Annotated in this window: 24 protein-coding genes and 1 pseudogene; 11 read left to right on the forward strand and 14 right to left on the reverse strand. The window is 39.6% G+C overall.

The window, feature by feature from the left end:
* Positions 1 to 120 precede the first annotated feature (120 nt).
* Positions 121 to 384 (reverse strand): annotated as a pseudogene (locus CDZ78_RS07430) (DUF938 domain-containing protein); the annotation flags it as partial.
* A 195-nt stretch (positions 385 to 579) separates the two neighbouring features.
* On the opposite strand from CDZ78_RS07430, the gene CDZ78_RS07435 reads away from it, so the two are divergent.
* From CDZ78_RS07435 to CDZ78_RS07445, 3 genes are all read left to right on the forward strand, one after another.
* Entirely contained in the window at positions 580 to 2145 is a 1566-nt protein-coding gene (locus CDZ78_RS07435; protein WP_087869437.1) for a sigma 54-interacting transcriptional regulator, read from the forward strand.
* Between the two features lie 156 nt (positions 2146 to 2301).
* Positions 2302 to 3672 carry a DNA repair protein RadA gene (radA, locus tag CDZ78_RS07440; protein ID WP_087869438.1) on the forward strand — a complete coding sequence of 457 codons (1371 nt, stop codon included), beginning with the start codon at positions 2302 to 2304 and terminating at the stop codon, positions 3670 to 3672.
* A gap of 458 nt (positions 3673 to 4130) precedes the next feature.
* Positions 4131 to 4652: a YcxB family protein gene (locus CDZ78_RS07445; protein ID WP_087869439.1), complete on the forward strand. Its 522-nt coding sequence runs from the start codon at positions 4131 to 4133 to the stop codon at positions 4650 to 4652.
* 239 nt (positions 4653 to 4891) lie between these two features.
* Here the strand turns inward: CDZ78_RS07445 and CDZ78_RS21795 are convergent, their stop codons facing one another.
* Positions 4892 to 5068: a hypothetical protein gene (locus tag CDZ78_RS21795; protein WP_167374210.1), complete on the reverse strand. Its 177-nt coding sequence runs from the start codon at positions 5066 to 5068 to the stop codon at positions 4892 to 4894.
* A 7-nt stretch (positions 5069 to 5075) separates the two neighbouring features.
* Between CDZ78_RS21795 and CDZ78_RS07450 the strand changes: the two genes are divergently transcribed.
* Complete coding sequence (locus CDZ78_RS07450; protein WP_087869440.1) at positions 5076 to 6968, forward strand: ATP-binding cassette domain-containing protein; 1893 nt, start codon at positions 5076 to 5078, stop codon at positions 6966 to 6968.
* Positions 6969 to 7479: 511 nt separating this feature from the next.
* Here CDZ78_RS07450 and lpoB read toward each other — a convergent pair.
* The 5 genes from lpoB to CDZ78_RS07475 all read right to left on the reverse strand — a co-directional run bounded on the left by lpoB (position 7480) and on the right by CDZ78_RS07475 (position 11696).
* Complete coding sequence (lpoB, locus tag CDZ78_RS07455) at positions 7480 to 8094, reverse strand: penicillin-binding protein activator LpoB (protein ID WP_087869441.1); 615 nt, start codon at positions 8092 to 8094, stop codon at positions 7480 to 7482.
* A gap of 38 nt (positions 8095 to 8132) precedes the next feature.
* On the reverse strand, positions 8133 to 8597 hold the full coding sequence (locus CDZ78_RS07460; protein ID WP_087869442.1) for a DUF1425 domain-containing protein: 465 nt from the start codon (positions 8595 to 8597) through the stop codon (positions 8133 to 8135).
* Positions 8598 to 9205: 608 nt separating this feature from the next.
* Positions 9206 to 10717 carry a COG3014 family protein gene (locus CDZ78_RS07465; protein ID WP_087869443.1) on the reverse strand — a complete coding sequence of 504 codons (1512 nt, stop codon included), beginning with the start codon at positions 10715 to 10717 and terminating at the stop codon, positions 9206 to 9208.
* 43 nt (positions 10718 to 10760) lie between these two features.
* Positions 10761 to 11393, reverse strand: a complete 633-nt coding sequence (locus tag CDZ78_RS07470) for a hypothetical protein (RefSeq protein ID WP_087869444.1) — start codon at positions 11391 to 11393, stop codon at positions 10761 to 10763.
* A gap of 27 nt (positions 11394 to 11420) precedes the next feature.
* Positions 11421 to 11696 carry a CsgG/HfaB family protein gene (locus tag CDZ78_RS07475; RefSeq protein ID WP_087869445.1) on the reverse strand — a complete coding sequence of 92 codons (276 nt, stop codon included), beginning with the start codon at positions 11694 to 11696 and terminating at the stop codon, positions 11421 to 11423.
* A gap of 184 nt (positions 11697 to 11880) precedes the next feature.
* Here CDZ78_RS07475 and CDZ78_RS07480 point away from each other — a divergent pair, with 184 nt between their 5' ends.
* From CDZ78_RS07480 to cobT, 4 genes are all read left to right on the forward strand, one after another.
* The gene (locus tag CDZ78_RS07480) at positions 11881 to 12390 is read left to right on the forward strand and encodes a hypothetical protein (protein ID WP_087869446.1); all 510 of its coding nucleotides are present in this window, start codon (positions 11881 to 11883) and stop codon (positions 12388 to 12390) included.
* Positions 12391 to 12704: 314 nt separating this feature from the next.
* The gene (locus tag CDZ78_RS07485; RefSeq protein WP_087869447.1) at positions 12705 to 13148 is read left to right on the forward strand and encodes a universal stress protein; all 444 of its coding nucleotides are present in this window, start codon (positions 12705 to 12707) and stop codon (positions 13146 to 13148) included.
* A 3-nt stretch (positions 13149 to 13151) separates the two neighbouring features.
* Positions 13152 to 13676, forward strand: coding sequence for a bifunctional adenosylcobinamide kinase/adenosylcobinamide-phosphate guanylyltransferase (cobU, locus tag CDZ78_RS07490; RefSeq protein WP_087869448.1), 525 nt, complete (start codon positions 13152 to 13154; stop codon positions 13674 to 13676).
* A gap of 2 nt (positions 13677 to 13678) precedes the next feature.
* Positions 13679 to 14722, forward strand: coding sequence for a nicotinate-nucleotide--dimethylbenzimidazole phosphoribosyltransferase (cobT, locus tag CDZ78_RS07495; protein ID WP_087869449.1), 1044 nt, complete (start codon positions 13679 to 13681; stop codon positions 14720 to 14722).
* 78 nt (positions 14723 to 14800) lie between these two features.
* Here cobT and dapB read toward each other — a convergent pair whose 3' ends face one another.
* The 5 genes from dapB to hrcA form a co-directional block, all read right to left on the reverse strand.
* Positions 14801 to 15601 carry a 4-hydroxy-tetrahydrodipicolinate reductase gene (dapB, locus tag CDZ78_RS07500; RefSeq protein WP_087869450.1) on the reverse strand — a complete coding sequence of 267 codons (801 nt, stop codon included), beginning with the start codon at positions 15599 to 15601 and terminating at the stop codon, positions 14801 to 14803.
* A gap of 5 nt (positions 15602 to 15606) precedes the next feature.
* Complete coding sequence (gene dnaJ / locus CDZ78_RS07505; RefSeq protein ID WP_087869451.1) at positions 15607 to 16761, reverse strand: molecular chaperone DnaJ; 1155 nt, start codon at positions 16759 to 16761, stop codon at positions 15607 to 15609.
* Between the two features lie 241 nt (positions 16762 to 17002).
* Positions 17003 to 18934, reverse strand: a complete 1932-nt coding sequence (gene dnaK / locus CDZ78_RS07510; protein WP_087869452.1) for a molecular chaperone DnaK — start codon at positions 18932 to 18934, stop codon at positions 17003 to 17005.
* 94 nt (positions 18935 to 19028) lie between these two features.
* A complete protein-coding gene (gene grpE, locus CDZ78_RS07515; RefSeq protein WP_087869453.1) occupies positions 19029 to 19646 on the reverse strand; it encodes a nucleotide exchange factor GrpE in 618 nt (205 codons plus the stop codon).
* A 209-nt stretch (positions 19647 to 19855) separates the two neighbouring features.
* Positions 19856 to 20893: a heat-inducible transcriptional repressor HrcA gene (gene hrcA, locus CDZ78_RS07520; RefSeq protein WP_087869454.1), complete on the reverse strand. Its 1038-nt coding sequence runs from the start codon at positions 20891 to 20893 to the stop codon at positions 19856 to 19858.
* A gap of 925 nt (positions 20894 to 21818) precedes the next feature.
* On the opposite strand from hrcA, the gene CDZ78_RS07525 reads away from it, so the two are divergent.
* The 3 genes from CDZ78_RS07525 (at position 21819) to CDZ78_RS07530 (ending at position 23340) form a co-directional block, all read left to right on the forward strand.
* Positions 21819 to 22133 carry a hypothetical protein gene (locus tag CDZ78_RS07525; RefSeq protein ID WP_087869455.1) on the forward strand — a complete coding sequence of 105 codons (315 nt, stop codon included), beginning with the start codon at positions 21819 to 21821 and terminating at the stop codon, positions 22131 to 22133.
* A 222-nt stretch (positions 22134 to 22355) separates the two neighbouring features.
* A complete protein-coding gene (locus CDZ78_RS21800) occupies positions 22356 to 22511 on the forward strand; it encodes a hypothetical protein (protein WP_167374212.1) in 156 nt (51 codons plus the stop codon).
* Positions 22512 to 22692: 181 nt separating this feature from the next.
* On the forward strand, positions 22693 to 23340 hold the full coding sequence (locus CDZ78_RS07530) for a hypothetical protein (protein ID WP_140413927.1): 648 nt from the start codon (positions 22693 to 22695) through the stop codon (positions 23338 to 23340).
* A 137-nt stretch (positions 23341 to 23477) separates the two neighbouring features.
* On the opposite strand, the gene CDZ78_RS07535 is transcribed toward CDZ78_RS07530, so the two are convergent.
* Positions 23478 to 24071 (reverse strand): TetR/AcrR family transcriptional regulator, encoded by a 594-nt coding sequence (locus CDZ78_RS07535; RefSeq protein ID WP_087869457.1) that lies wholly within the window; start codon positions 24069 to 24071, stop codon positions 23478 to 23480.
* A 57-nt stretch (positions 24072 to 24128) separates the two neighbouring features.
* Positions 24129 to 24518: transposase (locus tag CDZ78_RS07540; protein ID WP_244559183.1), on the reverse strand; the 390-nt coding region annotated here is incomplete at its 5' end.

Raw genomic sequence — 24518 nt, forward strand, 5'->3', positions numbered from 1 at the left:
ACAGGACGAAAATATGCCGCTGACTTCAAAGAAATAATGCCGATTGTATTTGATACACACTTACCAAAATGGAATTACCGTGCAATTCCTCAAAAATAATTAATATCGGGAAGTTGTTTCGTGCTTATTCCTTAGCTTTTTAATATTGTCAAAAACCTCAATATCTTTATCTGAAGGATGAAAATGCAAATGCAAATGTTCAAAATGCGGTGCAAAAAAGTTTATATGCATACCACTCCCGCTAGCCATTTCCAGTACGCTACCTGAATCTTTAGCTAACTTTTCTTTTAATACGCCGAGGATAGGCTCACGGTTACGGTTGCCTGCCCAGGCAACATATTCACTTAATGGGTGTGGGTCTAAAGGTGGCTTTTCAGTGCTCATATGAAACCCCATTTCATTATTATTAATATTTCAACGATGCAAAAATATACTGCATCAGTAACCTCTGTTCTTATACGACAACTAGCATAATACATGCCAATTTTAGTACCTATATATATCAAGACCCTGCATATTTGTTTTTCTACATTGTGAAGTTATAATTCATTAATTGAAAAATAACTTCACTTTATAATCATGAATAAAATCTCCCTTTCTGATTTAACCCCAATCACCTTTCTACAAACGTTTATTATCGAACTGATGCATGCTAGCGAACAATTAGGGACAGAACAAAGCCAGCAATTAATTGAAAATATAGCTTTGACAGCCGGCCGATTTTTTGAAGAAGTCTATCGTTCATCAGGTAAAGATAATAAAAAGAAGCCACTGAATAAAGAAAGCTATATCGAATTAATTTTAGGTCTCAAAAATAATATAGGCGGTAATTTTTCATTATCGTCTTGCACTCAGGAACGTATTACTATGTGTAATAGTAGCTGCCCCTTTGGTGAAGAAGTCGTCAACTCTCCTGAATTATGTCGTATGACATCCAGTGTATTTGGTGGAATTGCGGCTCGTAATTTTGGTTATGCAAAAGTTGAAATTGCGAAAAGCATTGCCCAGCAAGATGGGAGCTGTGAAGTTTACATCCACCTTGACCCAGAGAGTGCAAAGGATAGACCTGGCATTGAGTATCGAGAGTTCATGGATGAAAATAAACATGACCCAAGATTTGAGGTACTACAATCACGGATTGAGGAAAGTATGCTAAAAATCTGGCGTAAGCAAAGCAATAAACACGTAAAAAAATACCAGCCACCCGTAATCATTGCCAACTCAGAAGGAATGAAAAAAGTATTACAGTCCATAGAAATGATTGCCCCAACTTCGGCTACCATCCTTATTCAAGGGCAAACTGGCGTAGGCAAAGAACTGGTTGCTAGGGCTATACACGCGATGAGCGAGCGCTGTGAGAAAACATTTGTGCCGATAAATTGTGGCGCAATCGCAGAAAGCTTGCTGGAAAGTGCCTTATTTGGACATGAAAAAGGTGCTTTTACTGGTGCAATAGAGGTACATCAGGGATATTTTGAAAGAGCCGAAGGTGGAACCCTCTTCCTTGATGAAGTTGACTCATTATCTCCAGCAGCACAGACACGCTTGCTCAGAGTTTTGCAGGAAGGAGAATTAGAGCGGGTTGGTGGCACACATGCTATTCAGGTCAATGTACGTATCATCTCTGCAAGCAACATCAATCTGCTAGAACAAGTTGAACTGGGTTCATTCCGTAATGACTTATATTACCGTATTAATGTCGTTAAACTAGAAATACCCGCATTAATTGAAAGACACGAGGATTTGCCGGCATTGGTAAATTTAATTTTACAACGTATGAGTAAAAAACATAATAAGACTATTAACTCTGTCAGTCATAACGTTATGCAGCAAATATCTGCTTTTCAATGGCCAGGTAATGTTCGAGAACTGGAAAATACACTAGAGCGTAGTCTATTATTTACTACAGGAAAAGAAATCACAGAATTAAAGCTAGATAGCGACATTCCTCCCTCGATAACTGTCGACTGGAAACAGAGGAAAGAGCAAGCTATTGAAGAGGTTGAAAAAGCATATTTAAATGCATCACTAAAACAGTACCATGGCAATATCAAAGAAATAGCCATACACATGGAAATTTCAACCCGGGCTGTTTACAACAAATTAAACAAGTATAAAATTAACCCTGATAAGTACCGTACATAATAAACAAAAACACCCTCAAAGCAGTTCCAGATAATTACATAACTAAGCTAAATTCAATAATTTTAGATATATTCATTCAAAATACTGGACCTGAATAAGCCAAAGACTACCACCTGGCACATGACGAATGTCATTTCTTAATATCAAACAAATCTTATGGCAAAAAAAACAACTGCATATGTATGCACCGATTGTGGTGCTGATTCACCCCGCTGGGCCGGCCAATGTAGCGCCTGCAAAGCCTGGAACACCATAAAGGAAGTACGCCTGGGCCAAGATCCGGCTAACTCACAGCACCTTGGTTATAGCGGCACAACAAGCACTGTACACTTTTTATCTGAAGTTAATTTAACTCAAACAGAACGCCTTGCTACAGGTATTTCCGAATTTGACCGTGTCCTTGGTGGTGGTATCGTACGCGGTGGCGTGGTATTAATTGGTGGCACACCAGGAGCCGGAAAAAGCACCTTGTTATTACAAGTCATCGCAAACCTTGCCAATCAAGATATCAGCGTACTCTATGTTTCCGGTGAAGAATCTTTACAACAAATAGCTGAACGCGCTATTCGTCTTAGCCTACCGCTAAACAAAATAAAAATGCTGACTGAGACCTCAGTACAGAGTATTTGTAATACTCTTGATGAAATAAAACCCAGCATTCTAGTTATTGATTCTATCCAGGTAATGCATACACAAAGTTCTGATTCTACACCTGGATCAGTTTCACAGGTTAAGGAGTCAGCAAGTTATTTAACACAATATGCAAAAAAAAATAATGTCTCGATTTTTATGGTGGGTCATGTAACAAAAGATCAGTCTCTGGCTGGACCAATGACCTTAAGCCATATTGTCGACACTCAACTTATTCTTGCCTCGACTGATGACGCCCGGTTTAGGGTACTTAGAGCAGATAAAAATCGTTTTGGCAGTGTCGGAGAGCTCGGTTTTTTTGCTATGGACAGCACAGGCTTAAAAGAAGTTAAAAATCCTTCAGCAATGTTTCTCAACCGTACTGAAAAACCATTTCCAGGTAGTGTTGTTACTGTATTATGGGAAGGTACTCGCCCTCTATTAGTGGAAATACAGGCTCTAGTAACTGAGTGTCAGTATGGTAATCCGCGCCGTTTAGCCGTAGGTTTCGACCAAAATCGTCTAGCTATGCTGCTGGCAATATTAACCCGCCATGGAGGAATATTTACTGCCAGTGATGAAATCTATGCCAATGTGGTAGGCGGTATTAAAGTCACTGAAACGAGCTCCGACCTTGCCATTCTTATCAGCATTGTTTCCAGCCTGAAAGATACAGTGGTACCACACGATAGTTTTTTCTTTGGAGAACTGGGCTTAAACGGCGAAATAAGACCCGTAGCCAACGGTTATGCTCGCCTTAATGACGCAGCAAAACATGGATTTAAAAAAGCCATTATCCCCAAAGCAAATGCACCCAAAAAAGAAATTGCCGGTTTAAAGATTTTCCCTGTAAGCAGTTTAACTGAAGCCTTGACTGCTCTTCATGATATAAGTTAAAACTTCCATAAGCATCCAGAATTTAATAAAACTCAAAACTTTGTGTAGCCCGTATGAAGCTTGCGAAATACGGACTACATTAGAACGTGGACTTTCGGCCGCATTCCTAACATTCTATTAAAGGTTAATGGGTCTGTCGGTTTTTTGAACACACTGTAGTCATACGCACCGATCTTTTGTGCCTTAGCTTATGGGGGCCCTTATAGTTGAAATAAACGCTGATGCCTGATGCTTTTAACTAGCTCACTAGAGCGTGATTGTTCACCGTAATTCCTACCATGCTGGTTGAAGGTGTGAGCTTATTTATCTCCGTCGTATTTAATTTCATTTTTATTCCTCGTGACTAAATGAGCACTAAACGATTTATACTGCCACTGAAGGAACTAAAGGTTATAATGACGAAGATAAAACAATAATAAACTGCAAGATTCTGCACACAAGACATAAAAGGGCCAGCAATGCTTGAAATAGAATATGAATTCGGTGAAAGAGATTTAGTTCATTACAATGAATTACAAATTGATCAATCGGAAGATTTACAAAAGAAATTAAAAAGAAACCGCTTATTTTTCCCTGGAATTCTGGCTATATTTGGTCTGTTCCTTTGGTCCTATTACAGTGATTATCGTACTGCTCTTTATATTGTCACCATTTCTATTTGCTGGGCTATCGTTATTCCACAAGTTATTATATTAAGCTTTCGTAGACAAATATTAAAAAGCTATACAGATAGAGAAAAACTCGCAATGTTTGGTCACTATACCTTAAGAATTGACCCTAAAGCTTTGGCCGAGAAGTCACCTAGCGGTAAAAATAAAATGCCCTGGAAAACTATTTTACGCATTGAACATATTCGGAATTACATCCATATCATTCTCGAAAACGGCGCGGCATTGGTTATTCCAATCGAATCAGTTACTGCTGGTGATATACAGGAATTTTCCAAACAAGTTAAAAAAATGATCGGCTTATACGGATAAGCGCTGTTTGCTTTATCAAAAACCACAAGGACAAGCCTTGACTTAAGCAAATCTAAATATCTGTCACTCCTCAATGCCCACCCAATCAAGCATGGGCACAAGCTTTAACAGGAGTCTTAACTAGATTCTTGCTAAAAACTGCACTCTGCTTGACTGATTTGTATGCAGAAGTTTGCAATAACTTACGAAGCATCTACTGGTTTCTATCTCCTTATGTAAAGCCCCCCCCCACAGGGCTTTCATAAAACACCCTCACGCTTTTGAATATAATGCCTACAGGCATCTACACAGTCTGGTTTGCTGCTAAATGGACCACTAATCATCTCGATCGTAAAAAACCACCAACCTTGTCCATTAATATAGTAACGATCCTGTGGTTTAAACACAGGGTTCTGTTGTTTCTTTGTCTTTACCATTCTGTTTATGCTTAATTTTAAAAATATTTCCCTACGCCGAGGTACTCGTGTCTTATTTGCCAACACTAGTTTTACCCTGCACAAAGGCCAAAAAGTTGGCATCACCGGTGCAAATGGCGTTGGAAAATCTAGTTTCTTTGCGCTAATACGCGACGAACTACATCCTGATGCGGGAGATTTTACCATGCCTCCGCAACTAGAGATCGCTCATGTTGCTCAGGAAACGCTCGCAACAGAACAAGCGGCCATCGAATATATTATTGATGGCGATGTCGAACTGCGTCAGGTACAGCAAGATATTATTAAAGCCGAACAAGACGATAACGGTATCAAACAAGCTGAGTTACACTCCAAAATGGACATTATCGGTGGCTATACTGCCACGGCAAGAGCCGCTCGACTTATGAATGGCTTAGGATTCAAGCAACCTCAGGAACAACTGAGCGTAAGCTCCTTTTCTGGGGGGTGGCGAGTGCGCTTAAATCTTGCCCAGGCTTTGATGTGCCGATCAGATGTCTTATTACTGGATGAACCGACCAACCATTTAGACTTGGATGCTGTGATTTTTTTACAGGACTGGCTATGTAAGTATCCTGGTACTTTATTACTTATTTCTCATGACCGTGAGTTTTTAGACACAATTGCCGACCATATCGTCAATATAGAAAATCAAGTAGCAACGATATACACCGGTAATTATTCAGCTTTTGAAAAAATACGTGCCGAAAAACTAGCCCTTCAGCAATCATCGTATGAAAAACAACAGCGTGAAATCGCCCATATCCAGAGTTTTATCACCCGTTTTCGTGCCCAGGCGACCAAGGCCAAACAGGCCCAAAGCCGAATTAAGTCTTTACAGCGCATGGAACTTATCGCCCAGGCACATGTAGACTCGCCTTTTCATTTCAGCTTTCCTACACCTGAAAAACTGCCTAATCCTATGATTAAGCTTGAAAATGTGAGCATAGGCTACGATGAAAAAAATATATTAAATAATGTTAATTTATTTATTGCTCCTGGAGCCCGGATTGGGCTATTAGGTCCAAACGGTGCTGGTAAATCAACTCTTATCAAGGTTCTAGCCAATGAGCTCGGTATCAATTCGGGTGAAATCCAGTTTGCTGATACCTTAAAACTAGGCTATTTCGCCCAGCATCAGTTAGAACAATTACACCTTGATGAAAACCCTTTATGGCATTTACAAAAAATAAATCCTAAGGCAACTGAAAAGGAATTGCGTAATTTCCTCGGTGGATTTAATTTCAAAGATGATAAAACTTCCGATCCTCTCGCCCCATTTTCAGGCGGCGAAAAAGCGCGCTTAGTACTTGCTATACTGGTCTACCAGAATCCTAATTTATTATTACTTGATGAGCCTACTAACCACCTGGATCTGGAAATGCGCCACGCACTAAGTGTTGCCCTACAGGATTACCAAGGTGCGATTATTATCGTCTCACATGATAGGCATATGCTGCGCTCGGTTACTGATCAACTCTATCTAGTTGCCAATGGTACTGCCACATCTTTTGATGGAGATTTAGACGATTACCGCCTGTGGCTTAACGAACAAAAACTATTGAATAATGATAACTCTGAAAATACCACTAATGCACCTGGTATTAATAAAAAAGAACAACGTAAACTAGATGCAGAACGACGCAAAAAATTAAAACCTTTATATGATGCCTTAAAAAAAGCAGATAAAGCGCTGGAAAAATTTCATCAACAACAGAAAGAACTAGAAAATCAGTTGGCTGAAACCAGTTTATATGAAGAATTGAATAAAGCACGTTTAAAGCAAGTGCTACAGGACAAAGCTCAGGTTGATCAAGCGTTAGAAGAAACCGAACTGGAATGGATGGAAATCAGCGAACAGCTTGAAGCCAGTGAAGGTTAATTTTTAGGCTCTTTTGCATTATAAGTAGGTAAAAAATTAGCATTCACTCATGAAAAATCGAGTTTTCCAATCAATAAACAACCAATCGTTTAAAAGTATTTAGTTTTCTATACTCTTGCTTTTCTTTTTGCAACTTGTAGAACAGAGTTTAATCCATCAAGTGCGTCTTATTAATTCGCCCTAGGAGCCAATTAATAAGACTCGAAAGTATGACGTAGTATTTTAGCTGCACAGCTGCGCAACTGTTTTTCTAGTGCGGCTGTGTGGTCAAAAGGAATTCAGGCTCGGGTATTGTTGAATTCTCGTCCTATCCTAAAATCATGTATTAATTATAAGGATAAAGCTAGAGGTGCTAAATTTAACAAAGCATACAGGTAATACCTCGCCCCCTTCACAGTGATGGAATACTCGGTTTTTAGAGATACCCCCTTGAATAGGTGGTATCTCCCTTACACTCATATTTGAACTTTAAAACAAGTCACTGACTGTGAACTGTTTCTTTCAATCTATCCTACCAGCCCATCATTGGCTTTTTCCCCTGCTTTACAATTTCCACATTGTCTTCCCAAAGTGCCAACCCTGTTGCCAAGTCTGTTACTGCCATATGAAAGAAAAAGTATGTTTCACGCATTCTGCCTTGCGAGCTTTGTTGCTGTACAATTTCACCAGAAAAACTCATATCAGGAGCAATTGCTGTGCCTCTTTTTTGCACTGTAGATTGGTTAAACATATCATCCTCTTCCAGCCTACGTACCTGTTTACTGGCAGCATCATCGGGACCATTCCCACCAACAGCAGTAGTAGTTAGTGCCTTACCAGAACGTAATACTGCCTGTCTGATCTTATCAGTAAGGATTCGTGTATTAAAATGCTGTGTAGTCGAATTTTTTACTGTGCTGATCATTAATATTGTTTTGCGTCCGTCAGCACGACTAAGTACGCCAGATTCCAACAATGAATTAATACCTTTTTCAGCAGCAATCTGCCAGTCTTTAAAATCAACTTCATCGACTGTAACTAACCCTTCATTTCCAGTTGCATCTATACGCTTTACTGATGGACCACACCCTGTCAAAAATAGTGCAGTAATAATAATTCCAATCAGTGAAATAATTTTTTTGTTCATTTTTTTTCCTATATTCTTATTAACTTGGTTTTGAAAGTTTAAAAGCGTCTAGCTGCATCATTCTCTCTTATACTCAGAATAAAATCCTTACATCTGGGATTAGGGGAGATAGCATGAAGCCGAACGGTATCACCTGGAACAACGGTCATTGGTATCCAGGTACTCGCGGCAGTATTGACTTCCATGCCATCAATATCTAACCATGTGAAACGGTAAGCAATCTGATAAGGGTTATCCCCCATATACCAGGACGAAGCCTGATCCCAAAACCCGGTTCTAACATTCCGTGCCGTTACTTGTACCTTGAGTAAGCCATCCGCAAGCTCCTTTTTATTAACACTAAGGATTTCCAACCGATCTTTAAGGAATGCATCGGTTGAAACCTTTGCCATATCCACGGCATTAACCTGCATGGTTTTTTGTTCATTTTCTACCGTATTAACAGTTGCCTGACAACCGATAAGTAATAAACAACTTATACTAATGATATAGATTTTTTTCACATTCCATCCTTTCCATTAAATTTATAACTATAACCATTTATTTATAGGGGCTATACAATAAAGACTTAGGGAGACGGAAATAAATAACCGTCCAATTTTTAAACGTTAATAAGCTAGATTCAATAATCTTTGTGGATAATTTCGACTACCCACTTAACAGGAAATATTGCGGTAGGGTGCGCATCGCGTACCTTTCAGAGCTGCTATAGTTTCTCTGAAATTTTCAAGCAATATTCGGAAGCGGGATCTTTAGTCCCGTCCAAGCATGCGGGACTAAAGATCCCGCTTCCGAGCATTTCTGACTGCCCAGAATGAATGGAAATTATTTACCTGAAAGCCAAGCATAGTTTCAATTTTACCATAAATAATTATTGGGAAACTTCAGTACAATAAAGACTTAGGGAGACGGAAATAAATAACCGTCCAATTTTTAAACGTTAATAAGCTAGATTCAATAATCTTTGTGGATAATTTCGACTACCCACTTAACAGGAAATATTGCGGTAGGGTGCGCATCGCGTAGCTTTCAGAGCTGCTATAGTTTCTCTGAAATTTTCAAGCGTTGAATTAGTCGTCTAATTTTGAATGATTTAATTTTTCCATTTCCCTTATTGTAATTCAATTAATTTATAATTAAGTTTATTTGCTGATAAAGCTCGAATATAGACAATAGCTATATTAGTATCTTTTTTCAAAACTATCTCTCTACTTTGCCCGCCCATCCCTATTGGACTAACCCTTAAAACCCCATCATCAGGTATGGGAACATGAGTTACCTGCACTTCTTTAGGTAGCGTTTCCCAGCCTCGCGTATCAGCAGTATTAAACATGAATTTATAGGCTCCAGTCAGTACATACGCTGCAATTTGTGCCTCGCCTCTCCCACTTTGATTGGCCGCATGAACAATTGCATAACTTGCCATTTCTTTGGTTAAAGTCGAAATAACTAGTCGAGTAATCATTGATGGCAGTTTATCATGGTATTCCTGAGACATAATGGCATCAAAATCAGACACTAACTCTGTTCTAGCGGTTTGTTCTTTATTGTTAAACCGGTAACCAACGTCAAGACCAGGTAATAAAACCGGAAAATACTCATACTTGGGAAATGCTATTCCGGTATAACCCACATAGGGTAGAACTATTTGAAACTTTTCCTGTTTAAGCGCGGGTGCACGACCATTAAATAAAACGACAAAAACTATTTTATTATTAAGAGCATAATCAAAAGGTTGAATGCCTGCTAACTCCATTGGAAGTTCACTGCCGATACGTGTAGCAGCAGTGACATAATCTCTTTGGATTAGCTTATTATGCGGATTCATTCTATACAGGTTACGAAAATCTACCAATGCTTCCGCATAATTATTTTCAATTAAATAACCTAGCGCGGAAAAATAACTGACAAATGGGTTGGCAGGACTACCATATAGTTTGTTAGCTTTATTAGCAGATGTCGTATAGGCTTCATTAACAGCAGAGTTTTTGACAATGGTACTAAAAGGGACACTAGTATTTTCATTGCCGAAAGATCGGCTTTCTTGCTGATTTTTTCTAACCTGAGCATCTATCTCTTTCTGACTCGCCTGAATTTCATCAGCAAACTTTTTTACTACTTGCTTTTGAGCTTCGCGCATTCTACGTAATTCAACTTGTGCACCTACAGAATCATTAAGTGCAAAGTAATTAAATGCTTTATATGCATTAAGCATAACCCTGTCCAGATACATACCTTGATAAGGTAGTGCGTTTGGGTTTGTCAGTGCAGATCCGACTTTCGATCCTGCCGCCCGGGCATTTAAGACCGCTCGTTGATCAAAATCCTGAATGAGTCGTTCTGATTGTTCGAATTCACTCAAACTTTTTTGGTATCTGCCTGCGGTGTAATTAGCCGTACCGGCTTCCAGTGCCCACATCAACTCATCACCGGTATCAGACCTATCCTCACTTTTTTCGGTTAAATCTGTCGCTGCAAGTTCTATACCCCCTGAATAATAGGTTTCCATATAGGGTATCTTCTGTTTTCTGGCATCAATGATTGATGAGCACCCCGTAGACAGAATAATAGTACATGCCACAGGCAAAATACTTAATTTCAATTTATAAAAATACTTGTTCATATTAGCCTAGCTTAACTGGAATTAAAATTAGTTGCTAAGTCTCTTACCACCCTGGAGTAACTCTTGGATAAGCAGCAGCCTCTTCCTCTTTTTGAACTGTTTTCTGGATTCTACAAATATCTCCATATTGAATTTGCCCAGCCCCAAATATTATTTTTGCTTTGCTGAATTTGCCTTCGACAGATGTCACTTCGACCAGACCAACCTGCTCTTCTGACCCTCCCAATGACTCACCCGTATCTATGTCAATTATAGCCTCTCCCTGATTAATCACTAGACATTGCTTACCCCCTACCCCTTTGCCTCTATTTAACACCACGCCTGTACTTGACACCTTAACAACCTTTATCGGGTATATCCCAGCCAGAATCGCATTACCGACCTCGGTTGCAGCTTTGCTAAACAACAAATCTTTATAATCAGCATCTGTCCAGTATCGTCTTTCAGTTGAGGGGATTTCCCGGCGTATTTCATCAAATCTTATTTTCTGAATGACCTGGTCTGCTAAAACAATCTTGCCCGTACTACTTTCAATAATCTGGAACTGACTTTTAAATGTTGCCACCAATCTGGGTAATGTTTCTCCAGTTATGGCTATATTCTGCCTCACGGCATTAACTTCAAACCGATTAATAACACCTGTTACCAGATAATCAGCAACCAGAAGTTTACCCATTAGTTCTATTTGCCCCGGCTCTGCCCACTATGATTCAGTTAATCTATTTTCATTGATGACTTTATCAATTTGCGTACGGGTCAGCATATTAAATTTTCTTGATTTCGCAAGAAACTGTATTAGCTGATTAGAAAACTCTCGCTCTGCCAATGTACGTGTTATAGCCATTTCACCTATGTTAGTTGTATCAATGAACTGACTAAGTTGAAATGGAAGTACTGCCATTGTAGGTTGGCCCGCGGGCGCACCATACGAGGTTCCTACAAAAAACATAGCTATGAGTAAAACGATAATTTTTTGCATAATAATTGTCCTTATAAATTCCTAATAAATTATACTCCATAAAGTAACACTATACGGATACTGTATGATTTTATATATTACGTTAACAAGCCGCTAGGTCAAAAGGCAGTATAATGACATAATTTCTTTATCGTATAACCTTTTACAGGCTATTTTTCATTATTATTTTTTAATAAGAACACTTATGTACGCCTACCTAAACCTACTCTTTAATATCTGTTCATTCAAGAAAAGGCCGCAAGATATCCCACACTCTCAACTGGTTTTGCGCCTAACAGTCCTTGCCTATGCCGTGACGGGCTATTTATTAATCCACGTATCAACAGATACTTTGAGTGCCCTACTCCAGGCTGCTGTAGAAATCATACTTATAATTGGCTTTGCCGGCCTGATGCTTAGCCTTGCAAACAAACTAAGTCGCCTAGTGCAAACCATATGCGCCCTACTCGGTACGGATGCTCTTATCAGTATTTGTGCCATGCCCATTATTGCAACGCTCAACCTTGACCCTAATAATATACTTGCTTTTTTTGCCATGCTTGCCCTTATGATATGGCATTGGCTGGTAACAACACATATCATTCGCCATGCCTTAGATAAGTCCTTTGCTTTTGCTTTAGGTATTGCCTTTTTGTATATCTTTAGTGCCTCACAAATCATAGGCTTATTATTCCCTGCCATCAGCTCTGCATAATAACAGCAGAAAAAAAACCTTTGCCACTTGTCTAGGGAACCAGACAAAATAAAACCCATGGTTGTGTAGCCCGTATGGAGCTAGCGGAATACGGGGAAGTGAGTACGCTACTTTTTTCTGTATTCCGCTAGCCACATTAGAATCTGGACTTTCGGATATCATTCCTAAGTTAATTCCTGTCAGCTTTAATTTAGACTGTTTCTAATACAGATCAATATTTTCATAAAACACCGTCTATACTTTGCTGATATCTAGTGGGCACTTGGCACTAAAAATGTTAGATTAGTTAAAGTCAATTACTTAAGGAATCTCCTATGAATAATTATCAACATATTTTATTAGCTGCTGATTTTTCAGAGCATGGTGAATTCGTAGCTCAAAAAGCACATTATCTAGCCACAAAATATAATGCAAAACTCAGTGTTATCCATATTGTCGACAACCTACCCATAACTGACGCTGCCTACGGCCCTGTCATTCCTTTTGATATTGACTTAAATGAGGAATTAATGAATGCCGCTAAAAAACGCCTGGCTGAATTAGGTAAGCATCTTGGCATTCCTGAAGATAGACAGTTCCTGGAAATGGGGAATGCAAAACTAGAAATCGTAGCGACGGCTGAAGAGCAGCATGTAGATTTAATTGTACTTGGCTCGCATGGACGTCATGGTTTGGCATTATTATTAGGTTCAACTGCTAACGGAGTCTTACATCATGCAAAGTGTGATGTCCTGGCAGTACGTTTACAGGATAACTAAGTCATGCAACATCTTATTTTAGGCGGTGCCCGTTCAGGCAAAAGCCAATATGCTGAGCAGCTCGCAGAAGCAAGTAAAAAACAGGTTATTTATATTGCCACGGGGACTGCAGGTGATGAAGAAATGCAGGAACGTATACACAAACACCAGACTGAAAGACCTAGATACTGGCAAACCATAGAAGAACCTATTTTACTCGCTGATGTATTAAGCCAATACGCAGGCACGCAGAATTTCCTATTAGTAGACTGTTTAACCTTATGGTTAAACAATATTCTTTTTGATGCTCAGGGAAACTATCAGGAAGATATTTTTCTACAACAAAAGCAGTCACTTCTAGAAATATTACCTAACTTACATACTGACATTAGCTTAGTCAGCAATGAAGTCGGTTCGGGAGTTGTACCAATGGATAAAATGAGCAGGCGTTTTGTCGATGAAGCCGGCAGATTGCATCAACAACTCGCAAAAATCTGCTCACACGTAACTTTAGTGACCGCTGGCCTACCGCTAGCACTAAAACACTAGTAATGGATTGGCTAAAATACCCTATTCCTTCTCCGAGTCAAAGCAGTCAACTATCGGCCGTAAACCGCCAACAACAACTGACTAAGCCTGCTGGCTCACTGGGAAATCTTGAACAACTGGCTATTCAACTTGCAGCAATGCAAGCGACTGATACACCTTGTGTTGATAAGGTCTGGATCAGCATTTTTGCTGCTGATCATGGTATTGCCGATGCAGGAGTTTCTGCATTTCCTCAGACCGTTACTGCTGAAATGGTGAAAAATTTCGTACAAGGCGGTGCAGCAATCAGTGTACTCGCTAAACAACACCAGGCTCATCTGGAAATAATTGATGTCGGCGTAGCCAGCTCATTAGCCGGCTTAAATGTTATTCATCAAAAAATAGCGCTAGGAACGGCTAACTTCTTAACTCAGTCAGCCATGACTGACAAACAATTATTACAGGCATTACAAGCGGGCAGAGATGCAGTAACAAGAGCACTAGCAAATCATAGTCAGCTGTTTATTGCGGGTGAAATGGGCATTGCCAATACTAGTAGCGCGACGGTGATAGCCTGTGCATTACTGAATCTGAATGCAGAGCAATTAACTGGTGCAGGTACCGGCCTGGATAATGTCGGCATAGAACACAAAGCAAAAATATTACAACAGGCACTAGATAAGCATAAAGAAATTAGTTCTGCACCACTCACAATATTAAAGGCTCTGGGTGGCTTTGAAATAGCCGCTTTAACCGGCGCTTATTTATATGCAGCGCAACAACAATTACCCGTATTAGTTGATGGTTTTATCTGTAGTGTAGCGGCTTTGATTGCTACTTATATAAATCCCGATATAAAACTATGGCTAATCTATGCCCATCATTCGCAGGAACAGGGACATCGAATAATATTAGAAGCCTTAGATGCTAAGCCTCTATTAGATTTTAATATGCGTTTAGGTGAGGCCAGCGGTGCAGCTGTTGCCATCCCTTTATTACGTTCGGCCTGCGCACTACATAACCAAATGGCAACATTTTCAGAGGCTGAAGTTTCCCAGAAAGTATAACTCTCGTTTTATTTTCGCAGTGAGAGGGGCTTTAGCTGCGACTGGTTAATATTTCGCGGCTAAAGCCCCTCCTACGATTTAAATATCCTTTAGGCCCAAAACATCCTGCATATCAAAAAGCCCTTTTTTCTGCCCTTCTAACCAGACTGCAGCACGTACCGCACCATTAGCAAAAGTCATTCGGCTAGTCGCTTTATGAGTAATTTCTACACGCTCACCCTCATCAGCAAACATAACAGTATGCTCGCCGACTATATCACCTGCACGAATAGTGGAAAAACCGATAGTTTTACGATCTCGTTCACCGGTATCGCCTTCCCGCCCGTATATGGCACAGTCTTTCAAATCACGACCTAAAGTATCAGCAATCACTTCTCCCATACGTAAAGCAGTACCTGATGGTGCATCAACTTTATGCCGATGATGAGCTTCTATTACTTCAATATCGGTATAGTCTCCCATTACTTTCGCAGTCATCTCTAACAGTTTTAACGAAAGATTAACGCCCACGCTCATATTCGGCGCAATAACAATGGCAATATCTTCAGCTGCTTTTGCAATCTCTATTTTCTGTTCTTCGCTATAACCTGTCGTACCAATGACAACCTTTTTATCTGCCTGGCGACATTGTTCAATATATTGCATAGACGGCTCTGGGCGCGTGAAATCAATTAATACATCAAACTGATCCAGTACACTGCCTAAGTCATCATTTATATTGATATTTAAAGATCCAATGCCTGCTAATTCACCTGCATCTTTACCACTAGCGCTACGCGATACCGCAGCGCCCAGAGTAGTTTTTTCTGCTAACTCGGCAGCTTTAACCAAACACAAGCCCATACGCCCTGACGCACCAACAACCGCAAGTCTGATCATGGTTATTATCCTGTTAATTTATCAAAAAAGCTTTTTACACCGTTAACCCATGAGTGCTCTTGTGGACTATGATGCTTGCCACCACTTGATAAAGATTCACGAAATTTCTCAATCAAGGCTTTCTGATCTTTAGTTAATCGTACTGGTGTTTCTATCTGAACACGACACATCAAGTCGCCAATAGATCCTCCACGTACAGGCTTAACACCTTTCCCACGCAGCCTGAATAATTTTCCAGTCTGTGTTTCTGCAGGGATTTTTAATTTTACCTTACCGTTGAGAGTAGGGACTTCCAGATCACCGCCTAAACAGGCAGCAGGAAAGCTAATGGGTACTTCACAATACAGATTAGCGCCATCACGAGTAAAAATAGCATGGTCTTTTACCTGTACCTGAACATACAAATCTCCAGCTGGTCCGCCGTGCGCTCCCGCTTCTCCTTCTCCACCCAGGCGAATACGATCACCGGTATCAACACCTTGCGGTACTTTAACAGATAAGGTTTTATTTTCCTGGACTCGACCCTGTCCATGACATTTACGGCAAGGATCTTTGATTTGCTGACCAGTTCCATGACAGGTAGGACATGCTTGCTGTACAGAAAAGAAGCCTTGCTGCATTCTGACCTGTCCGTGTCCCTGACAGGTTGAACAAGTGACCGGTTTAGATCCTTTTTTAGCTCCTGATCCACTACATTCACCACAAGTAGCCAATACTGGCACTCTGATTTTAGCTTCCGTACCAGCAACGGCTTCTTCAAGAGTAAGTTCCAGGTTATAGCGTAAATCAGCACCACGCTGAACATTACTACGTTGACGGCCACCACCACCGCCACCTCCGCCGAATATATCACCGAAAACATCGCCAAAGATATCACCAAAACCTTCTGCCCCGCCACCGCCAAAACCACCAGGGCCTCCGCCCATAGAATTATCTACGCCAGCATGGCCAAACTGGTCATAAGCAGAGCGTTTTTGTGCATCAGATAATATTTCGTAAGCTTCTTTAATCTGTTTGAATTTTTTCTCAGCGGCCTGTGGCTTTTCTTTATTTCTATCTGGATGATACTTCATTGCCATCTTACGATAGCTTTTCTTTATTTCTGCTTCACTTGCGTTTTTTTCAACACCCAGTAGTTTATAAAAGTCTTCTTTTGCCATTTTCAGTCCACACCCTAACTTTGTCAGGGCTTAACCCCTGTTACTATGAAATTAATTCCCAACTTTGTCTACATACCAGAACATTCTATGCTGTTTGACTCTGTGTAGGAGCGGTCTTTAGCCGCGATAAAAAGTATCGGTAATCGCGGCTAAAGACCGCTCCTACTTTGACACAACAACGCCCCGTCACAGATTATTCCGTGACGAGGCGCCTTCCATTATAAAAACGGTTTGTTACGACTTATTTTTTATCGTCGTCTTTTACTTCTTCAAACTCTGCATCAACAATACTATCATCAACATCTGCAGCTTGCTCGGCAGCGCCCTCTACATCAGCAGCACCCTCAGCGCCCGCTTGTTGTGCATAAGCACGCTCTGCAAGCTTTCCTGATAATTCAGTTAAAGCCGTTGTTTTTTCTTCGATAGCGTCTTTATCATCACCTTTAACCACTTCTTTTAGCTCTTCAATAGCAGCTTCAATGGCAGTTTTTTCTTCTTCAGTGACTTGCTCAGCTAGTTCTTCAATTGATTTCTCAGTTGCATTGATCATGCTTTCTGCTGTGTTACGTGCAGAAACCAGTTCAGTGACTTTTTTATCTTCTTCTGCATGAGCTTCAGCATCTTTAATCATGCGTTCAACTTCATCATCTGATAATCCACTCGATGCTTTAATCACAATCGACTGTTCTTTACCAGTTGCCTTATCTTTAGCAGAAACATTCAAGATACCATTAGCATCAATATCAAACGTCACTTCAATTTGAGGTACACCACGACGTGCTGGTGGAATATCAGACAGATCAAAACGACCTAATGATTTATTACCTGTGGCAACTTCACGCTCACCTTGTAAAACATGGACCGTAACAGCAGTTTGATTATCATCTGCTGTCGAGAACACTTGTGCAGCATTAGTTGGAATTGTAGTATTTTTATCAATCAACTTAGTCATCACGCCACCCATAGTCTCAATACCCAGAGACAGAGGTGTTACATCTAGTAATAAGACATCTTTAACATCACCACCTAAAACACCTGCCTGAATTGCAGCACCTAAAGCAACAGCTTCATCAGGGTTAACATCTTTACGAGGTTCTTTACCAAAGATACTTTGTACTATTTCCTGTACTTTCGGCATACGTGACTGACCACCGACCAAAATAACATGATCAATATCTTTAGCTGATAAGCCAGAATCTTTTAATGCTGTCTCACATGGGCCTTTAGTACGTTGAATTAGCTCATCTACCAATGATTCTAATTTAGCACGTGTTAATTTAACATTTAAATGCTTAGGTCCTGATGCATCAGCTGTAACATACGGTAAGTTAACATCAGTCTGTTCAGCAGAAGATAACTCAATTTTTGCTTTTTCAGCCGCTTCTTTTAAGCGTTGTAAAGCCAATGGGTCATTGTGTAAGTCTATGCCATTGTCTTTTTTAAATTCAGTTGCCAGGTAATCAATAATTCTTAAATCGAAATCTTCACCACCCAGGAATGTATCACCGTTAGTCGCTAATACTTCAAACTGATGCTCGCCTTCCACTTCGGCAATTTCAATAATGGAAATATCAAAAGTACCACCACCTAAGTCATACACAGCAATAGTAGAATCACCTGGAGTCTGATCCATACCAAAGGCTAATGCAGCAGCCGTTGGTTCATTAATAATACGTTTAACTTCAAGCCCGGCAACACGACCAGCATCCTTAGTTGCCTGACGCTGTGAGTCATTAAAATAAGCAGGTACAGTAATTACCGCCTCATTAACTTCTTCACCTAAAAATGCTTCTGCATCTTTTTTCAGTTTCATTAAAATACGTGACGAAACTTCAGGGGCAGCCATTTTTTTACCATGACATTCGACCCAGGCATCACCATTTTCAGCTTCGATGATATTATAAGGCACCATTTTGATGTCTTTTTGTACTTCTTTATCTTTAAAACGACGACCGATTAAACGTTTAATCGCAAATAAAGTATTTTCAGGGTTAGTCACTGCTTGACGTTTCGCAGACTGACCAACCAATACTTCGTCATCTTTAGTAAATGCAATAATAGAAGGGGTTGTACGTGCACCTTCGCTATTTTCGATAACTCGTGCTTTACCATTTTCCAGAACGGCAACACAAGAGTTAGTCGTTCCCAAATCAATTCCAATCATTTTAGCCATTGAATGCTCCAAAAAGGTTTATATATTTAAAAAGTTAAATCTGATATGTGGCTATAATTTTTTTTTTCAAGCCTGCCAGTCAAAATGACTTAATTTATGCAGCCGCCTGAGCAACCACGACCATTGCAGGACGAATCAAGCGACCATTTAAAACATAGCCCTTTTGAAATACATTAATCACCGTATTGGGTTCAGCATCCGCTGTAGGTACCATGGTCATTGCCTGATGGAATTCAGGATTAAAAGGCTGCTCAATAGGATCAATTGCTTCAATATTAAATTTAGCAAACACAGTTTCAAATTGCTTAACCGTTAATTCACTACCTTCTTTTAATTTAACAACTTCAGGCACGTCACTAGTCGCAGCTTGTATGCCTAACTCCAGCGAGTCAATAACACTTAATAATTCTTTGGCAAATTTTTCCAGGCCATATTTATGTGCACTATCCAAGTCTTTTTGTGTGCGCCTTTTCAGGTTGTCCATTTCCGCCTGAATCCGCAAAACTTTATCCCAGTTGTCAGCGGCTTTGCTCTCTGCTTTAACCAGCTTCTTTTGCAATTCTTCGATAGAAAGTTCAGTATCTTCCACTTCTAATACTTCAACTTCCTCGGTTGTTGCTTCATCAATATCAAGTTCAGCGTCTTGCTCAAGAACGCCCTCAACCACATCACTCTCTGATTGGGACTCCGGGGATGGCTGATCTTTACTCATTTAATATGCTCCAGAAATATAGGTATATCATTAAAATGTTATCATTATTCAAATATCCAAAAACATATAGAAACAAGTGTAGAGCGTGGCTTTAGCCCGCTTTTAACACACTTTCTGGTTATTTTGGCGGGCTAAAGCCGCGCCCTACACTCAGCATATAGAGGCGGGCACTGAATAATCACAAAAACTGCTTTTATCATGGGGGGTACTTACCTGGTATTCAAGGCAGCACCTAATAATTTTGCCGTCACATCGACATAAGGGATAATTTTCTCATAAGCCATACGTGTTGGCCCGATAACACCTAACACACCAACCACCTCATCATTCACTGAATACGGCGAAGTGACTAAACTACAATGATCAAAAGCCTGATAACCCGACTCTTCACCTATATAGATTTGCACACCATCAGCTTCCAGACATTTATCCAGCAAATGGATAATTCCACGCTTCTGACTAAATGCATCAAACAGCCCTTTTAAACGATCCATATCAGATAGTTCAGAAAAGCCCATTAAATTAGTTTCTCCGGAAAGAATATAATCCTCTCTCTGATCGTTATTATTAAAAGCAAGCTGTGCCATATTAACTGCATCCAGCATACTTTGAGTAGCGCGTTGTTGATCAGCTTGCATTTCATTTACAACGGCTTCTCTTACGGCCGCCAGGCTCTTGCCAGCATATAATGAAGTAAGGTAATTTGCAGCTTGCTGTAATTCCGCAGCAGAAAACTTTTTTGAGGTATGAATAATCCGGTTATGTACTTCATGTTCGTTCGTTACAAAAATAACCAGCACACGTGTATTGGATAATGGTAAAAACTCTATATGACGTAAGCAGACCAGCTCTTGACGTGGTAATGTAACTACCCCCGCCATATGCGTTGTTTCAGATAATAGCTTAGATGCCATACCGATAACATCGCCATCCTCTTGATTAGTTAAACCAGCATTTAATAAATCTAGCTCTTGCCCTTGCAAAGGTTTAACTGACAATAAAGTATCGACAAAAAAACGATAACCACTAACAGTGGGCACACGTCCAGCCGACGTATGCGGGGAATGAATCAAACCCAGATCCTCAAGGTCTGACATGACGTTACGAATAGTGGCAGGACTAAGATTTAAATCCGAATCTTTTGATAAAACCCGCGACCCCACAGGCTGACCATCGTGAATGTAGCGTTCTACCAGGTTTTTTAGTAACTGTTGAGAGCGTTCGTTTAGTTCAGGAGTTTGTACCACATCTGCCTCAAATAATAATTACCAGCACTGTAGTCGTGCGAGTGACAGAAAAGGAAAATAACAGTTTATTGAGTAAGAAGCAATATTGTTAGGTGATTGTCGGAAAAGAATAGTCCAGATTGCGCAGGATTTTTGTTCATCTTCAAAGCCTGCCCCATACTTGATACGGCGTTGTGACTACAGGCGCATAGTTGCACTATGTAACTGTAGTCACAACGCCGAAGAAGGGCAAAAAGACAAGTAAGCTGGACTATTCTTTGACAGAAATCACCTTATAGCTTTTCAAGAAAGATTTTAAGCCAGGAAGTGGGAAATATTAATGTAATGTAACCACTTTATTTGAACTTTACCTCTAACATAAACTTCGTGTTTTGGATTTCTTATTCAAGCGTGTATTATGAGCCTATATATAATCTGAATTTCAAACCCGGCACTTAAATTGTACCCAAAATTTGTGATCATAGATGACAAACTGAAGTTTCCCAATAATTATTTATGGTAAAATTGAAACTATGCTAGGGGGCGCGACTACAGGCGCATAGTTGCACTATGTAACTGTAGTCACAACGCCGAAGAAGGGTAAAAAGACAAGTAAGCTGGACTATTCTTTGACAGAAATCACCTTATAGCTTTTCAAGAAAGATTTTAAGCCAGGAAGTGGGAAATATTAATGTAATGTAACCACTTTATTTGAACTTTACCTCTAACATAAACTTCGTGTTTTGGATTTCTTATTCAAACGTGTATTATGAGCCTATATATAATCTGAATTTCAAACCCGGCACTTAAATTGTACCCAAAATTTGTGACCATAGATGACATATACTTAATACGATCAGAGTTGTGAACTTCTCCCTGCCGATTATTGTCGTTAGAGCCCCATAATGTGTCTACACAAAGCATAACCATGAATAAGGAAAGATAAATGAATCTATATTTAAAAAACAGAAAGTCCTTGTTAATAACTTTTGCTTTATTCTCTTCCCTGCATATGCCGCACAATATCAGGGGGGTTGAGATTGATTTATATGAAAGAAGTATCGATAAGGAAATATTTCAAGAATCGTTTAAAGTACAGGAAGAACAAAACCTGCCTTATTTTGACATACCTGAACCAGGGTTTAGTCAGGTGGAATCAACACAACAGATTAAAAACAATTACAAAAATGTTCTGACCCTAGTGTTACAAAAAAAATTCGCGCAGGCAACGACGAAAGTAACTTCATTAATACAGGACTGAAGTTTCCCAATTATTGAGTAGCTGAAATACACAATGCTGGTGTATCGAGGTTTATTTTAGGTGGTTTTGCCATGTTTATAGCAAACCCCTACTTAATTCCCCTTAGGCAATAGCATTTGAAACGAATGAAAAGACTATTTTTTTCATATAGTTGTAGCATAGTTTCAATTTTACCATAAATAATTATTGGGAAACTTCAGTTTATTACTCAGTGGTTGTCTTATGTCATTTCCTTATAAAAAAAATATCGAAAAGTCGATGAAGAAATTTTATGACTCACTTTGTGAAAAAAATAAGATAAAAATCATCACTCCGCTTAGGCTCCGTTTCCCTGATTTTAAGCGACAGATCTTCCTAAAGAATCAGTTTGTAGGTTAACGCGAATTGATAATATAGGTGGTCCAGCAACAGACCTAGTAAACATAAGAATTAATAAAACTCAGCAAATAGATTATTGCCGCGATGTCATCGCAAACAATATCTGCGCAACGGTCAATGACTCAACAATAGAGTAATATCTTGAATAACAGCACTGTACAATAAGAATCATAAGGTGGTCATGATGAAACATAACAATCATTCAACCCAGAAAGCAACATTATTACTGCTCATACTGTCCTTGTTTTCAGTCACCAATACGACAGCTGAAATTAACAGTATTATTATTGACCGCTTAAGCTATAAAGTAATCTTCAATGGCAGTGGTTTTACTGGCTCAGATTTTATTGTTGCAGGAGAATCATTATCACCAACTGTTATTATTTCAGGCACAGTACAACACCTTACTTTTAGCCAGCTTGAGCCGATAATTACAAGAGCTGGGAGCTATAACGTTGAGGAAGGTGGAGCCATTTTCACCATGTATGTTGATACTGCCATAATTGCTCCTCCCCCTATAACAACTGATTGCCCTTGCCAACCTGAGTGGGACAATTACGGATCAATAGAACAATCAGGAGGATTCTCAGGGCTAGTACCAACTTGTAAAGTTGATAACGTAGACCAAGTACAAGTAGCTGTCCAATTTTATAATCCTACCTTTCTTCAATATTGGATATTAACCACTGAATTTAATAGCACTGCAACAGAGTGTGCTCTCGTATTGGATTCACCAACTAGAGAGCTAGATTCCTTGCAAGAACATAATGCATGCGCAAGCTATTTGAGAACCAACTATATTAACGTGTATTCCCCGCCTGACTGTTAAATAGATAGAAAAATAGCTATATTATTTTCCAATAGCTGAGAAGCCCAAAAATATTCCGTTTATATTGTTTAACTGCTCTCTACAAATTAACTGGCAACAAACACAATCGTGTGTGTGATTAGTTGCCGAGTTAGGATTTATTTCTTTACAATGCTTGCCCAAGCCGATAACCAGGCATCACTCTCGTAATAATCAGCTTTTTTCTTTAAGGTTCCTGTTAACACTTGTTTTAAGGTATTTTCAATAATACCAAAAAAGTGACAATAGGCACGCTGACCATCAATCGCTTTGATCTCTCCCTCTTTGATACCATTTTGTAAAACTTTAATAATTTTAACAAATGGCGGGGTCTCCATTATTGGCTTTTCATCAGGTAAAAACTCACTGACGTTAAGCACTAATAGAAACAGCATTACCTCAGGTGCTTCATCTGTTAATCGAAACCATAAATCGACAATTTCTCTGAGTTGCTCAGATGATTTACGGTTTCTTCGGCGTATATCATCAATAGATACACTTAATCTATCTATTATCCACTGATATAGAGCCTGGGCTATTTCCTGTTTATTTTTAAAATGCTTATAAATTCCGGCACTATTTTTAACCCCGGAAAGCTCAGCAATTTCAGTTAATGATGTATTGAAATAACCTTTTTCTGCAAATAACTTCAAAGCTGCAATTAAAATATCATTACGCAGTTCTTCTTTGTCTTTTTGTATTTCCTGATCCATGTTGTTTTTTTTATATTTCTTCCAGTCTATTATTAGCTGAAGTTTCCTAGAAATTCATCAAGCGACCATGCGTAACAAAACGGTTACCACCGAATTTACAGGGGAGCTGCTGTATTTGGGGCAAACCCTTTCAAAATACGGGTCCAAAGCAGCTTCGGCAATGATACGCCGGATATCTGAAAAGGCAAAACTGGTCCGCCCCTTTACTTTGTGCTGACGTTCCGGATTGGTTTTTAAACGATCAGCATAAATCCACGTTAACGTTGTTGCCATCATACAGAAGTTCAGGTGGTTGGTCACTGCCTGCGCATTACGGCACTGGCTTTTCTGGCTACCTATGTCCTGCTTGAGTTCTTTGAACCCGGATTCGATTTTCCACCTTGCCCCGTAATACTCGATAATCTGTGTGATGGATAAATTTAAATCGGTAGTAAACAAAGCAATCCA

The organism is Bathymodiolus platifrons methanotrophic gill symbiont (assembly GCF_002189065.1).
Taxonomy (GTDB): domain Bacteria; phylum Pseudomonadota; class Gammaproteobacteria; order Methylococcales; family Methylomonadaceae; genus Methyloprofundus.

Bases quoted from the DNA above. Each gene is read 5' to 3' on its own strand.
- CDZ78_RS07435 (WP_087869437.1), top strand. From the start codon at position 580: ATGAATAAAATCTCCCTTTCTGATTTAACCCCAATCACCTTTCTACAA.
- radA (WP_087869438.1), top strand. From the start codon at position 2,302: ATGGCAAAAAAAACAACTGCATATGTATGCACCGATTGTGGTGCTGAT.
- CDZ78_RS07445 (WP_087869439.1), top strand. From the start codon at position 4,131: ATGCTTGAAATAGAATATGAATTCGGTGAAAGAGATTTAGTTCATTAC.
- CDZ78_RS21795 (WP_167374210.1), bottom strand. From the start codon at position 5,068: ATGGTAAAGACAAAGAAACAACAGAACCCTGTGTTTAAACCACAGGAT.
- CDZ78_RS07450 (WP_087869440.1), top strand. From the start codon at position 5,076: ATGCTTAATTTTAAAAATATTTCCCTACGCCGAGGTACTCGTGTCTTA.
- lpoB (WP_087869441.1), bottom strand. From the start codon at position 8,094: ATGAACAAAAAAATTATTTCACTGATTGGAATTATTATTACTGCACTA.
- CDZ78_RS07465 (WP_087869443.1), bottom strand. From the start codon at position 10,717: ATGAACAAGTATTTTTATAAATTGAAATTAAGTATTTTGCCTGTGGCA.
- CDZ78_RS07470 (WP_087869444.1), bottom strand. From the start codon at position 11,393: ATGGGTAAACTTCTGGTTGCTGATTATCTGGTAACAGGTGTTATTAAT.
- CDZ78_RS07475 (WP_087869445.1), bottom strand. From the start codon at position 11,696: ATGCAAAAAATTATCGTTTTACTCATAGCTATGTTTTTTGTAGGAACC.
- CDZ78_RS07480 (WP_087869446.1), top strand. From the start codon at position 11,881: ATGTACGCCTACCTAAACCTACTCTTTAATATCTGTTCATTCAAGAAA.
- CDZ78_RS07485 (WP_087869447.1), top strand. From the start codon at position 12,705: ATGAATAATTATCAACATATTTTATTAGCTGCTGATTTTTCAGAGCAT.
- cobU (WP_087869448.1), top strand. From the start codon at position 13,152: ATGCAACATCTTATTTTAGGCGGTGCCCGTTCAGGCAAAAGCCAATAT.
- cobT (WP_087869449.1), top strand. From the start codon at position 13,679: ATGGATTGGCTAAAATACCCTATTCCTTCTCCGAGTCAAAGCAGTCAA.
- dapB (WP_087869450.1), bottom strand. From the start codon at position 15,601: ATGATCAGACTTGCGGTTGTTGGTGCGTCAGGGCGTATGGGCTTGTGT.
- dnaJ (WP_087869451.1), bottom strand. From the start codon at position 16,761: ATGGCAAAAGAAGACTTTTATAAACTACTGGGTGTTGAAAAAAACGCA.
- dnaK (WP_087869452.1), bottom strand. From the start codon at position 18,934: ATGGCTAAAATGATTGGAATTGATTTGGGAACGACTAACTCTTGTGTT.
- grpE (WP_087869453.1), bottom strand. From the start codon at position 19,646: ATGAGTAAAGATCAGCCATCCCCGGAGTCCCAATCAGAGAGTGATGTG.
- CDZ78_RS07525 (WP_087869455.1), top strand. From the start codon at position 21,819: ATGAATCTATATTTAAAAAACAGAAAGTCCTTGTTAATAACTTTTGCT.
- CDZ78_RS21800 (WP_167374212.1), top strand. From the start codon at position 22,356: ATGTCATTTCCTTATAAAAAAAATATCGAAAAGTCGATGAAGAAATTT.
- CDZ78_RS07530 (WP_140413927.1), top strand. From the start codon at position 22,693: ATGATGAAACATAACAATCATTCAACCCAGAAAGCAACATTATTACTG.
- CDZ78_RS07535 (WP_087869457.1), bottom strand. From the start codon at position 24,071: ATGGATCAGGAAATACAAAAAGACAAAGAAGAACTGCGTAATGATATT.